This is a genomic window from Nonomuraea sp. SYSU D8015 (assembly GCF_008065375.1).
Taxonomy (GTDB): Bacteria; Actinomycetota; Actinomycetes; order Streptosporangiales; family Streptosporangiaceae; genus Nonomuraea.
The window spans coordinates 138,130-150,770 of sequence record NZ_VJYI01000010.1; the positions used below are offsets into that span (position 1 = coordinate 138,130).

Consider the following 12,641-nt stretch of genomic DNA (forward strand, 5'->3'; position numbering starts at 1 on the left):
GATGTGGCCATGACGAACACCGCCGCGTTCTGGGATGCCGCCGCCGACACCTTCGACGAGGAGGCCGACCACGGGCTGCGCGACCCGCGGGTCCGGGCCGCCTGGGCCGGCCGGCTGGCCGCGTGGCTGCCGGAAGGGCCGCTCGACGTGCTCGACCTCGGATGCGGCACGGGGTCGCTGTCGCTGCTGCTGGCCGAGCGCGGCCATCGCGTCGTGGGCGTGGACCTGGCGCCCCGGATGGTGGCGCGGGCACGCGCGAAGCTGGCGGGCACGGATGCGGTGGTGTTGATCGGGGATGCCGCCCGCCCGCCGGTGGGGGAGCGGCGTTTCGACGTGGTGCTGGCCCGGCACGTGGTCTGGGCCATGCCGGAGCCGCAGGCCGCGCTGGCCCGCTGGGCCGCGCTCGTGCGGCCCGGCGGGCGGCTCCTCCTCGTGGAGGGACGCTGGGGTGCCGGGGAGGGCGGCGACGGCAATCTGCCGTGGGCAGGAGGAGTGCGCGCGGCCGACCTGGTGGAGGCGCTGCGGCCGATCGTCGCGGACCTGCGCGTCGATCACCTCACCGATCCGGTGCTGTGGGGCAAGGAGATCGACGACGAACGTTACGCGGTGCTGGCACGCACCTGACGGCGTCCGGGACGGGCCGGGTCACCTCCCGGAGCTGGACGGGGTCGACGGGCTGGACGGGGTCGACGGGCTGGACGGGGTCGACGGGCTGGACGGGGTCGACGGGCTGGACGGGGTCGACGGGCTGGACGGGGTCGACGGGCTCGCCGTCGCGAGCCATTGCTCCCGGGTGATCGCGTACTCGACCTCACCGAGCTCGCTGCCGGGGAGCGGGTCTTCCCAGTCCATGTGGAACGTGCGGATGTGCTGCATGCCGACCGCGGCCATCGTCGCGCGGGAGGCGGTGTTGACCGCCATGGTCTCGGCGAAGATGCGGGTCAGGCCAAGATCTTCGAATCCGTGCCGGATGAGCTCGCGGGCTCCCTCACTGGCCAGCCCCTGGCGCCAGTGGCGCCGCAGCAGCCGGTAGCCGAGTTCGGCCTGCCCTTCGACCGGGCCTTGGTCGGCGCGCTCCGGCGGCTCGAGAATCCACCAGCCGACGAACTCCCCGTCGACGAATCCGGCCCAGAAGCCGAGCCCCGCCACGCGGCTCGCGACCGCGAGCCGCAGGCGATGCTGGGCCTCGACCTCCTCACGAGTACGGGCGCGGCCGTTCCCGAGGTGACGCATGACCTCGGGGTCGGCGTCGAGTTCGATCTCGTGCTCGAGGTGCTCGTCGGACAACGGCACAAGCTCGATGCGGTCGGTTCGCAGCATCTCCTGAGGCATGTGACGCATTCTCGCGCCCGGACCACGTGCCGGTCATGCGCATTTCTCCCGAGCCCCGGAGCGGGGGCGCCCGCCCTGGACGCCCCGCCCGGCGGCGTCCGCGGGAACCTCGCGGACGTGACCCTCACCTCCAGGTCCGACTTCGGGTCCGGCGACCCGCAGGCGGCTTCCCTGGAGGGGAACGGTGAGGCAATGTGGGGAGGAACCTCAAAGTTGTCCGAGTCCAGCTGAGAGGAACAGAAACATGCAGGCGAACGTGGGTGACACCTTGCTCGTGCACGGTCACAACGTCGGCCACGGCGACAGGAAGGCCGTGATCGTGGAGGTCCGGGGCCCGGACGGCTCGCCGCCCTTCATCGTCCGCTTCGACGACGGGCACGAGTCGCTCGTCTACCCCGGCCCGGACGCGGTGGTCATGCCGGCCGCCGGTCAGTCCGGCTGACGCCACGGGGGCGGCTTGGCGAGGGAGCGCAGCGCCTCGAAGGCGTTGCGCCCCGCGCCGGCAGAGACCTCGGCGCCGTCGTGATCGCGGGCGACGGCCGCGACGAGCCCTTCCACGGGGTCGCGGGACAGCGTGATGGTGTGGCCGCCGACCAGCAGCGCGTCGGCGTCCGGATGAGCTGAGGCGGCCGCCCCGTCCAGCAGGACACGGGCCGAGACGAGGCCGGCGACCGGGGTGCGGTGGCGGCCCAGCAGCACGGGCTCCCCGTACGGGTCGGCGACTTGGCGGACGAGCTCGCCCAGCTTGGACCGCGCCTCCGACAGCGGCACGAGCGGCAGGCCGCTCCACACCCCGCCCACCTTCGACAGCGGCACCAGCGCGGCCCACTCCCAGCCCTCGCGGGTGATGACGACGGTGCCGCCGTTCCTGGCCTCCTCCACGAGCGCGCCCCAGCGGCCGCGGGCGTCCTCGACGGACAAAGGGACGCCGAGCAGCGTCACGAGTTCGTCGTACGACGGCCGTTCAGGGTTGATCATCCAGGGATCGTAAGGCGCCTTACAGAAATTTCGCAAGCCGCCTTACGAAATGCGCAGATATGGGGCCATTGACGCCTTCGGTATCGCTTCTTAAACTCATCATGTAGTGAATTACATGGTGAGGAGTGATCCCATGCGCAGGACTCCCGCAGCCGTCGTCAGCACCGTCTTCTTCGCCGTCGCGCCGGGCACCGTCGCCGTCCTCGTCCCGTACTGGATCACCGGCTGGCGGATGCTCGACCCCTTCCCCGGCCCGGTCATGATCCCGCTGAGGGCGCTGGGCGCGATCCTGGTGGTCGCCGGGGTGGCCGTGATCGTCAACGCGTTCGTCAGGTTCGTGGTGGAGGGGTTCGGGACGCCCATCCCGGTCGCGCCGCCGGACCGGCTGGTCGTCGGCGGCCTCTACCGTCACGTCCGCAACCCGATGTACGTGGCGATCTTCGCCGCCGTCATCGGCCAGGCCATGATCTTCGGGGAGGCGTGGCTGCTGGTCTACGCCGCCGTCCTGGCGATCCCGGTCTACTCGTTCGTCCGCTGGTACGAGGAGCCGCACCTGCGCGCGAGGTTCGGCGCCGACTACGACGACTACCGCTCGCACGTGCCCGGCTGGTGGCCGCGACTGCGCCCGTATCACCACTGAGGGCCCGGAGGTTGGAGTCCCACGTCCGGGACAGTTTGACTATCAGTGAGGAAATGTGGTCGTCTCGTGACCAATGTTTCTGAAGGTATGAATCAGACCGGCCCGGGGGAGAACAGTTCATGCCGCGCACCCTCCTGCGCGTGCTCGCTTCGACATCCATAGCAAGCACCGTCCTGGTCGCCGTGCCGCCCGCCGCCCAGGCGGCCCGGCCAGTCCCCGCGGCGGCCGTCCAGGCCCGGCCCGTGCCCGCCGTCGAAGAGCCGCCCGCCGCAGCCGTCACCGTCCCCACGCGGCCCTCCCTCGCCATGCGGCCGGCCGCGAACGAGCCGGTGGGACCGGACAAGCCCGAGGTGACCACGCCCGCCGGTCCCGGCCTCATCGACCAGGTCACCGCCGACGCCGCCGCCGTCCAGGAGGAGCAGGGCCTGGGCCGGCGGGCGCCCGACGCGGGCGAGGTCCTGCCGGACACGACCCAGGCCCGATCGCTGACGCTCATGAAGCCCCTGGCCGCGGTCACCAAGGTGCTCGACGACCTCGGCAAGGCCCTGCCCGGGCTGACGTACCGGCTCTGCGTCGAGAGCGCCGAGGTGCCGGTGTCCTGCTCGATCCGCCAGCCCGTCGCCGTGCCCGTGGCCGCCGACGTCACCGGCGACGGCAGCGCCGACCTGGCCGCGAACCTGGTCCCCGCCGCCAGGCCCGGCGAGGGCGCGGTCGGGCTCGGCTTCGCGGTCAAGCGGCTGGGCAAGGAGGACCTCAAGGCGCACGTCTGGGCCGAGTACGACGACAAGGTGTCGGTCGGGTTCGACGGGCTGCGGCGCGGCTCGTCGCTGTCGGGCTACGACAAGGGCACCTTCACCGTGGACATGGCCGGCAAGCGGGTCAAGGCGGAGCTGGAGCGCACAGATCCGGGCGAGACCGCGGCCGTGGTCGCGGGGCTGATCGGGCGCAGCGCCGTGAGCCTGCGCCAGTCGCCGGCCACCGGCAAGCTGACGGTCAACGCGGCGCTCGCGCCGCTGTCGCTCGACGTCGCCGCCTCCGCGCCGGCCAAGCTGGAGGCGCTGGCAGTGACCGGACGCCAGTTCACCCAGGCCGTGCTCGATCGGATGCCCACCCGCGCCGACGTGCGGCTGTCGAACGGCGAGATCCGCTTCTCCGGCCCGGCCCCGATCGCCCGCGCCCGGCTCGACCACTACACCTACAGCGACGGCCGGCTGGCCCGGGTGCTGAGCGCCCGGCTGCAGAAGGTGCCGCGGACCCTGTCCGCCAGGTACGGCTCCGAGAACGGCAGGCAGACCCTGGCCGTGGACTCGGGACGGCCCGGCGCCGGCGCCGCCGACCTGCTCTTCTTCGACAGGAACGCCGACAAGACCGTGCTGCGCGCCGAGCTCAGCGACGTGCCGGCGAAGGTTCGCCTGGTCAACGACCTGACCGAGCACCGCGTCACGCACAAGACCAGCTCGCCCATCGGCAGGTTCGCGGTCGTGCTGCAGCGCAACGAGGGTGCGATCTCCAGCCCGCGCGGCGGCCACGTCACCATGATCAAGGACGGCGCCGCGGTCGGGGTCTCGGGGCTGCTGACCGGGTTGTCCGGGTTCGACGTCACGTACGGGGCCGCGCCGCACGCCCACCTGGAGACGGACTCCAGCGGGCGGTCCTTCGTGGGCGCGGCCAGCATCGACGGCACCCACGTGGCCCGGCTGGAGATCTCGAACACGCCCTCCACCGTGGACGTCACCCTCGACCCCGCCGCCAGGAAGGCCGCCTACCAGGCCAGCGGCGTAATCGAGAAGCTGCGGGCCGCGTACGCGAACCTCAAGTCGGGCCCCACGCTCGACGGCACCCTCCGCGGCGTGCACGACGACGTCAAGGCCTCGTGGGAGCTGGGGGAGCGCACGACCGTCAAGGTCGACACGTCCAGCAAGATTGAGCAAATCCAGATTTATGCCAATAAAGCGCACGTGACGCAGCGCCCCGACAGCGGCACCGGCGACGACCTGCACGCCACCGTCGAAGGCGTGCGCAAGCACGCCGAGCTGGTCGCCGACGCCAAGGCCCAGACCCTCACCTGGACAGCGGACGCGCCCGTCGCCAAGGTCACGGCGCTGGCCCGAGCCAGGATCGGGGACCGCTACGCCCGGGCCGCGGCCGAGGTGACCGGCGTGCCGGCCCGCTTCGACGCCTCCTGGAACGCCGCCTCCTACCGCTTCCGCGGCCTGTCCGGGCCCGTCGGGTCGGCCGAGGTGGCCTTCACCAACCACGACGACGCCAAGTCGCCCACGGGACCGCACCTGTCGGCGCACTACGACCAGGCCTCCGGCGACCTGGACGCCAGCGTTCTGGTCAAGGGGCTCAAGCAGGTCGAGTTCAGCCCGGCCGCGCAGGGGTTCACCGCCGACTTCCGCTCGGCCCGGCAGACCCTCGCCGTGGACGCCGACGTCACCCAGGGCGACCTGCGCTTCGGCCTGATCGGCACCCTCGGTCCGGTGCCGGGCCGTCTCGCGGTCTCGGCCGCCGACGGCAAGCTCACCTACTCCGGCTCCCGCCTGGACGTGCGCGCCCGCGCCTGGCTGGGCAAGGCCGGGGCGCTGCGGCAGATGCGTGCCGCGCCCGCCGTGCCGGGCGGCGTGTCGCTCGTGGACGGCGGCTGCCCCGCCGGCAGCGCCGGCTGCGCCCAGGGGCCCTTCTGCACGCCCGACCGCGGCTGCTTCGGTCTCCAGGGGTATCTCGACGTGACCGGGCTGCCGGACCAGGTGTCGGTGGATCTCGCGGGCAAGACGTTCGCGTTCTCCGGATTCCGGCCGCGCAGCCGCAGCCTGGGCGTCTACCTCGCCAGCAGCGTCCTGTCACCGGTGTCCCTCAAGGCCCGGGCGACCCTGACCGGACTGCCCTCCAAAATCACCAGCATGTCGGTGGGGCCGTTCGGCATCGGCCAGGGCAACACCGTCCAGGCGGCGTACCGCATCGAGCCCGCCGCCACGCTCGGCTCGCTCGACGTGCGCGCCGAGGCCGGGGACGTGCGCGGTCACGTGGCCATCGACCCGGTGCCCGCCGCCCTGTCCGTCCAGGGCACGTACGGCGCCCAGACCCGCATCAGGGTGAACAACTCCGCCGCCGTCAAGCGCCTCACCGCCAAGGTCACGCTGGCCGGCAAGGGCACGGGCGAGCTGCGGTTCGGCGACGTGCCCGCCGTCTTCGGGGTGGACGCCGACGCCACGGCCGCCGGGCTCGGCGTGCCGGCCGTCACGTACAAGGCGGTGGGGAACGACGTCAGCACCCTGGACGGCCACCTCGGAGTGGAGGGCGGCCTCGTGGACCCGCAGGGGCGGCTCGGCAACGTGTCGTTGTCGGTCAAGGACCTGGCCGCCGACACCACGATAAGGCTCAACCCCGACCAGACGCTCGACCTCGTCTCCAAACCCGTCCCCACGGGGCGGATCGCGCTGCGCGGCGGGTTCAAGCTGGACCCCGTCGCCCGGCAGAACATCGGCGTGAGCCAGGAGGTGCCGCACACCAAGGGGTTCCTCACGTACCACGTCGGCGGGAGCTTCGGGCTCGGGGCCAGCTCCGTCAAGGAGCTCGGGCTGTCCGTGCGGCGCGTGTCGTGGCTGCGCGTCCGGCCGGGCAAGATCCCCTTCGGCCTGAAGGCGCCGCCCGCGCTCGGGTACGTCGCGCCCGGCTTCGAAGGCCACTACGACCGCCTCGACATCTCCGCCAAGGGCGTGGACCTGCGGCCCGACGTCGCCCTGGACGTCCGGCTGAGCAGGGAGATCGGCGACGACGTGTTCCACGAGTCCATGCGGCTCGGGCCCACCACCTCGCTCGCGCTGCGCCGCTACGACCAGCGGATGCGGCGGATCGGGGCCAAGCAGGAGATCGAGGCGGGCGGGATCAGCCTGGCCTGCGTGACCGTGGACGCCAAGCCCGGGTTCGCGGCCGGGAACGGCACCAACGCGATCACGCTGCGCGGCGCGGACGGGCCGCAGATGGTCTCCCTGCTGGACCCCGGGGGCCAGGCGCCCGACTACGCGGTGGACCTGCTGACCCACTTCATGAGCCCGTTCCCGGGCGCGGAGTGGAAGGTCGCCGGCGCCGAGGCCGGCTCCTGCACCACCACCCGCCCGTCCCCGAACCCCCGAGCCCACTCCTGAGCCTCCCGCGCCGCGCCGCACACCCCTTGCGGCGCGGCGCGCGCTGTGTGCGCCGGGCCGCAAACCCCGTGCGGCCCGGCGCACGCCGTTTGCCAGGCGGGCGCCATCGTCGGCATGGTGGGCTCGTCGGCGAGAATGCGACGTGGCGTCCCGGAGGCCTCCCCGGGTCCGAGACGGCGGCGTGCGCGCCCTGGGCGCTGCCTGCGTGCTTCGGCCGACCTGCTTTCACATCACTGGCTCGGCTGCCTGTTCCGGTCGGGCTGCGTGTTCCGGTCGGGCTGGCCGTTCCGAGTCGGCTGGTCCCTTCGGCGCTGCTCACCGGTTCGTCTCTCTCGGTCTGGGCTGCCGCGGTCCGTCCACATCCTCCGGCGGCGGAAGGACTCCTGGCCCTGTGCCGGCGCCTGGGATGCGTGTGCGCGTCGCGGTGGCGGGTCTTCGCCGCGTCTGAGGCGGCCTGTGCGGCTCTCGGGACGATACGTGACCCCCGGTCGGCGGCGCCCTCATAGGCCGGGAGGGTCAGGGCAGGGAGTGGCCGAGGCGGAGGTGGACGCGGTTGCCGTGGCGGGCGGCCTCCCGTACCGTCCACACACGCTCGTCGATGACCGTTCCCCGGGCCGTCATGTAGCCGCCCAGCCGGAGCACCGGCCGCCCCGTGTCGTCGCGCAGCAGCTTGGCCCGCGACTCCGAATCGTCGCCGAAGAGCACGAGGAAGTCGTCGGTGTCCGCGGGCGCGTCCAGGATCAGGCCGGGGTGGAGGTGGGAGTAGGGGACCTCGATGACGTGTTCGCTCACGTGATCACTCCTACCCAGGCGAGGTGCTTTAAGCGGGCCAGGCGTGAAGGCAGGGGGTGGGATAGCGCTTTCCGTGTCGATGGGGTGAAATATCACTGTCCTTCTACTGGTTTGGAGCGCCCGTGCCACTGTTCGACTTGCCGCTCGAGGAACTGCGCAGCTACCTCCCCGACCGCGACGAGCCCGCCGACTTCGACGACTTCTGGTCCCGCACCCTGTCCGAGGCCAGGCAGCACGACCTGGCCGCTGAGTTCGTCCCGTACGACCTGCCCTTCGCCACCGTGGACGTGTACGACGTCTCCTTCGCCGGCTGGGGCGGGCACCGGATCAGCGGCTGGGTCCTGCTCCCGCGCGGTGTGGAGGGCCCGGTGCCGTGCGTGATGCACTACATCGGCTACAGCGGCGGGCGCGGCTTCCCCAAGGACCACCTCATGTGGCCCGCGGCCGGGTACGCGGTGTTCGTGATGGAGACGCGCGGCCACGGCGGCGCCCACGTCGGCAGTCCCGGCGTCACCGGTGACCCGCACGGCAGCGCCAACCCGCAGGCGCCGGGCATGATGACCCGCGGCATCCTCGACCCCGAGGACTACTACTACCGGCGCGTGTTCACCGACGCCGTCAGAGCCGTGGACGCGGCGATGGAGCACCCCGCCGTGGACGAGACCCGCATCGTCGTCTCAGGCGGCAGCCAGGGCGGAGGCATCGCCCAGGCCACCGCCGCGCTGCACCCGGGCGTCCGGGCGGCGCTCATCGACGTGCCGTTCCTGACCCACTTCCGGCGGGCCGTCGAGATCACGGGGCGCGACCCCTACCAGGAGCTGGTCCGCTTCCTGGCAGCCCGGAGAGACACCGCCGACCAGGTGTTCCGCACCCTGTCGTACTTCGACGGCGTGAACTTCGCGGCCCGTGGCCGGGTGCCCGCGCTCTATTCGGTCGGGATGATGGACGACGTCTGCCCGCCGTCCACGGTGTTCGCCGCCTACAACCACTGGCAGGGCCCCAAGGAGATCACCGTCTGGCCCTGGAACAGCCACGAGGGCGGCGGCGGCTACCAGTCCGAGGAGCAGGTGCGCTACCTGCACAAGCTGCTCGCCGGCAACTGAGCGACGGCCCCCGCCGCGACCGGGCCACGGCGGCCCGGTCGCGGCGGGCGCCCGTCACGCCGTCTGGTCGGTGACCAGGAACGACACACTTCCCTGGTCATCGGCTCCGGCGTCGAGAGACTTGTCCTCCAGTACGGTCGCGGCCACGGGGTCGAGGTAGACGCGAGCGCCCTCCGATTCCACGATCGCGTCTGCCGGTTCCGGTGCGGTGGCCAAGGAAAGAGTCAGCGATGTCGCGCCCTCGCCCTGAGACGAGATGCGAATCCCGCTCTGGGCCGGCTCGGGCGCGGACGCGGTCAGATCGCGAATCGCCTGGGCTGCGTTGGCTGTCAGGGTGAGCACTACGGCTCCTCCTCACGGTCGACGTTCAGGAGTTGGCTGCCCTTCCCCCCTATTCTGCTCCCAACCCTTTTTGGCCCGTTCTTTACCAAGAATTCTCGCGCTCCCGGTGCGGCGGGCGGCGCCCGTGGGCATGCGTGGACAATGGGTTCATGGACTTCGCGACGGAGAGGGAAGCCATGGTGACGCTGCTGCGGCAGCGTCAGGACGTCAGCGAGCCCGTGGCGGAGGCGATGCGGGCGGTGCCGCGCCACCTCTTCGTGCCCGGCGTCGACCCCGGTGAGGCCTACCAGGACGGCCCCATCGTGACCAAGCGCGACGCCGACGGCCTGCCGATCAGCTCGTCGTCGCAGCCCGCGATCATGGCCATCATGCTCGACCAGCTCGGCGTGGAGCCCGGGCACCGGGTGCTGGAGATCGGCGCGGGCACCGGCTACAACGCCGCCCTGCTCGCCCGCCTGGCCGGGCCCGACGGGCGCGTCGTGAGCGTCGACATCGACGAGGACCTGGCCGCCCAGGCCCGGGAGCATCTGGCGGCCGCGGGGGAGTCCGGCGTCGAGGTGGTGTGCGCGGACGGCGCCGGGGGCCACCCCGGGCTGGCCCCGTACGACCGGCTGATCGCCACGGTCGGCGTGTGGGACCTGGCTCCCGCCTGGCTGGAGCAGCTGAAGCCGGACGGGCGGCTGGTGGTGCCGCTCGATCTGCGCGGCGTGCAGGTGTCGGTGGCCATGGAGCGCGAGGACGGCCACTGGGTCAGCCGGTCGGTGGCGCCGTGCGGATTCATGCGGATGCGGGGCCCGTACGCCGGGCCCGAGGTGCTCACCGTGCTGCGGCGGGATCCCGAGCTGATGCTGGGGCTGCCCGAGCGGCGCGAGCTCGGCGACGTGCTCGCCGCCCTCGACGCCGTGCCCACCGAGATCACCACCAAGGTGGAGGAGCCCGCGCCGGGGCCCGTGATCGGCATGGGCATGTCAATGTGGCTGGCTCTGCACGAGCCGCGCTGGTGCGTGCTGAGCGGGCAGACGCCCACCGGGCCGACCATGACCGTGGGCATCGCCGAGGATGACAGCATCGCCGTGCTGGCCGCGGAGGACTTCCTGGTCGCCCGCGGCCACGGGGCCGGCGGCGCCAGGCTCGCGGCCGAACTGGCCGGGCACGTCACGGCGTGGGACGAGGCGGGCCGCCCGCACGCGGGCGACCTGCGGGTGGTCGCCTACCCGGGACAGGCGGACGCCGGAGCGCCCGAGGGGATCGTGATCCGCAAGCGCCACACCACCCTGGTGGTGAGCCTCCGCCGGGGCCGCTAGGGCACCGTCCACTCACCGCCGACCATGAGGTCGCGGCCCTTCAGCTCATTGGATTCCCGCCACGCCTGCACCCGCTCCGGAGTGATCCGGAAATAGTGGTACGCGTTGCTCTCCTCACGCGGGTCGAAGCCCGCCTTCGCGGCGAAGGCGTCGCCGACCTCGGCGGGGATGTCGTCGGCGGGTGTGGCGTGCACCGTGCCCTCGACGAGCACGACGTCGCGCACCAGCCCGATGCCGACGCGGACCCGGCCGGTGGCCAGCAGGTTGCGGCCGGTCGGGGAGGCGGTGGCCGTCGCGATCAGCAGGGTCGCGCCGTCCCACAGGAAGGACAGCGGCACGAGGTAGGGCATCCCGCCGTCCTCGCCGGCCGTGGCCACCCAGGCGTCCACGTCGTGCTCGAGCCGGTGCAGCGTGTCCTGCTTGCGTTGTTCGGGGGTGCGAGGGGCGGGCCGGGTCATCTGGGTGCTGTCTCCTGACGTCGCATCGGTTCGGGCGGTTCGTCATTATCTCGGACGCCGCGCCCGGGCAGGCGGAATGCCGGGTCTCGTCGGACAGGTCGATTACTCTGCGTAGTGGATACGTGTCATCACGTCATAGGAATGCCCATGCGTACTCGTCCGATCCTCGTGCTGGCCGCCGCCGCGCTCGCCGGATGCGCCCATGTCTCGACGAACACCGCGGCCGTGCCGCCGACGACCGAGCCGCAGCCGTCCGAGCAGGACAGAGCCTGGCTGCGGACCATCCACCAGGGCAACCTGGCGGAGGTCCAGGCGGGACGTCTGGCGGAGGGCAAGGGCACGACGAAGCAGGTCAAGGCGATCGGCCGGATGCTCGTCCAGGATCACGCGAGAATGGACGTCCAGGTCGTCCAGACGGCCTCAGGACTCGGCATCCGGCTTCCCGGCTCCACCTCCGGCGAGCAGCGCGCCGAGTACCTCCGGCTGCGGGACGCCACGGGCAAGGCCTTCGACCAGGAGTTCCTCGCCAGCATGACGAACGCGCACACGGCCGCGATCGCCGCCACCCAGACGGAGATCTCCAAGGGATCGTCCCCGGCGGTCGTGTCCCTGGCCAAGACCGCGGCGCCCAAACTCCAGGAGCACCTGACCGCGCTGCGAAAGGCTCAGGGCGGCTGACGTCCGCATTTCAATTTTCACCTTTCCGAGAAGGGGAAATTCACCCGGCCGGTTGAAACGGCTCCACGCGATTTCCGGACGGATCCTCCGGAGGCGGATACGGCTCCCTTCGCGAGGCCTCGGCGCGCTGCTGAGTGGGGCTCCACCTGGGCCGGGAGGTGCGCTGAGCAGCAGTCGCAGGCGGCGTCTTCGACGACGGGCCGGGCGGTGGGCATGGCCATTGACGCCTCCGGCGATGGGCTGACACCTTCCGGCAGAAGGTCGTGCCGAATTTCGATGGACTCGAGGCCTGCTCACCGATATTTCCGGAAATCAGGGAATTGGTCCGGTCTCCTTGAGTAGGGCGCGCGTATCGCATATTTCCGATATTTCCGACGCTCCCGCAGGAGACGGGCGGCCGTCGCCGGGCCACTCGCCGCCGTGAGGCCTTGCTCCCGCGCGCCGGCGCGGCGGATGGCGATGAATCCGGTCTAGTGACGAATCACTATCGATCAGGTAAGGCACGGACGAGCGGGAGTGATCCAGTAGCACTCAGTAACCTCCTCCGGCCTGCGTCGCGCCGGGCGGTGCCGGCCGTCCGAAGGCGGGCGACAGGGCCCCGACCACGGCTCGGGGGTGCCGGGAGGGGCCGCTTCGCGGCCTCCCTCTCTCGATCGCCGGATCGGCCCGGCTACAGATCATGACGCCGCGTAACCCGGGATTCACCTGGGGGAAGCCGCCCGTTCGCACCGGCGCCCGCCCGGGCGGCAAGGGATCCATACCCTATCCGTTAAGTGTCAGTTGACAGAAAACCGCCCGCTGCCCACGATCAGAGCGGCAGTATTAAGTGTGAATTTACGAAGATCGAATACGGCCCACGGGTCAGG

At 71.8% G+C, this 12,641-nt stretch carries 12 protein-coding genes; 7 read left to right on the plus strand and 5 right to left on the minus strand.

Annotation, left to right across the window (positions count from 1 at the left end; all coding sequences use genetic code 11):
• Positions 1-9 precede the first annotated feature (9 nt).
• Entirely contained in the window at positions 10-624 is a 615-nt protein-coding gene (locus tag ID574_RS34945; protein WP_188193271.1) for a class I SAM-dependent methyltransferase, read from the plus strand.
• A 21-nt stretch (positions 625-645) separates the two neighbouring features.
• Here the strand turns inward: ID574_RS34945 and ID574_RS34950 are convergent, their stop codons facing one another.
• Positions 646-1,332: a GNAT family N-acetyltransferase gene (locus tag ID574_RS34950; protein ID WP_223167379.1), complete on the minus strand. Its 687-nt coding sequence runs from the start codon at positions 1,330-1,332 to the stop codon at positions 646-648.
• A gap of 244 nt (positions 1,333-1,576) precedes the next feature.
• Between ID574_RS34950 and ID574_RS34955 the strand changes: the two genes are divergently transcribed.
• The gene (locus ID574_RS34955; RefSeq protein ID WP_188193273.1) at positions 1,577-1,774 is read left to right on the plus strand and encodes a DUF1918 domain-containing protein; all 198 of its coding nucleotides are present in this window, start codon (positions 1,577-1,579) and stop codon (positions 1,772-1,774) included.
• Here ID574_RS34955 and ID574_RS34960 read toward each other — a convergent pair.
• Entirely contained in the window at positions 1,762-2,310 is a 549-nt protein-coding gene (locus tag ID574_RS34960) for a type II toxin-antitoxin system Phd/YefM family antitoxin (protein ID WP_188193274.1), read from the minus strand. The two genes, ID574_RS34955 and ID574_RS34960, sit on opposite strands and share 13 nt — an antisense overlap.
• Positions 2,311-2,443: 133 nt before the next feature.
• On the opposite strand from ID574_RS34960, the gene ID574_RS34965 reads away from it, so the two are divergent.
• Both ID574_RS34965 and ID574_RS34970 read left to right on the plus strand, forming a co-directional pair.
• On the plus strand, positions 2,444-2,950 hold the full coding sequence (locus ID574_RS34965) for a methyltransferase family protein (protein ID WP_188193275.1): 507 nt from the start codon (positions 2,444-2,446) through the stop codon (positions 2,948-2,950).
• A gap of 119 nt (positions 2,951-3,069) precedes the next feature.
• Complete coding sequence (locus ID574_RS34970; RefSeq protein ID WP_188193276.1) at positions 3,070-7,098, plus strand: hypothetical protein; 4,029 nt, start codon at positions 3,070-3,072, stop codon at positions 7,096-7,098.
• Positions 7,099-7,614: 516 nt separating this feature from the next.
• Here ID574_RS34970 and ID574_RS34975 read toward each other — a convergent pair.
• Complete coding sequence (locus ID574_RS34975) at positions 7,615-7,890, minus strand: hypothetical protein (RefSeq protein WP_188193277.1); 276 nt, start codon at positions 7,888-7,890, stop codon at positions 7,615-7,617.
• A 122-nt stretch (positions 7,891-8,012) separates the two neighbouring features.
• On the opposite strand from ID574_RS34975, the gene ID574_RS34980 reads away from it, so the two are divergent.
• Positions 8,013-8,993, plus strand: a complete 981-nt coding sequence (locus ID574_RS34980; RefSeq protein WP_188193278.1) for an acetylxylan esterase — start codon at positions 8,013-8,015, stop codon at positions 8,991-8,993.
• Between the two features lie 54 nt (positions 8,994-9,047).
• On the opposite strand, the gene ID574_RS34985 is transcribed toward ID574_RS34980, so the two are convergent.
• Positions 9,048-9,335: a HesB/IscA family protein gene (locus ID574_RS34985; protein WP_188193279.1), complete on the minus strand. Its 288-nt coding sequence runs from the start codon at positions 9,333-9,335 to the stop codon at positions 9,048-9,050.
• Between the two features lie 149 nt (positions 9,336-9,484).
• Here ID574_RS34985 and fxlM point away from each other — a divergent pair, with 149 nt between their 5' ends.
• Complete coding sequence (fxlM, locus tag ID574_RS34990) at positions 9,485-10,639, plus strand: methyltransferase, FxLD system (RefSeq protein ID WP_188193280.1); 1,155 nt, start codon at positions 9,485-9,487, stop codon at positions 10,637-10,639.
• Here the strand turns inward: fxlM and ID574_RS34995 are convergent.
• Entirely contained in the window at positions 10,636-11,097 is a 462-nt protein-coding gene (locus tag ID574_RS34995; RefSeq protein ID WP_188193281.1) for a pyridoxamine 5'-phosphate oxidase family protein, read from the minus strand. The two genes, fxlM and ID574_RS34995, sit on opposite strands and share 4 nt — an antisense overlap.
• 147 nt (positions 11,098-11,244) lie before the next feature.
• Here ID574_RS34995 and ID574_RS35000 point away from each other — a divergent pair, with 147 nt between their 5' ends.
• A complete protein-coding gene (locus ID574_RS35000; protein WP_188193282.1) occupies positions 11,245-11,775 on the plus strand; it encodes a DUF4142 domain-containing protein in 531 nt (176 codons plus the stop codon).
• Positions 11,776-12,641 lie beyond the last annotated feature (866 nt).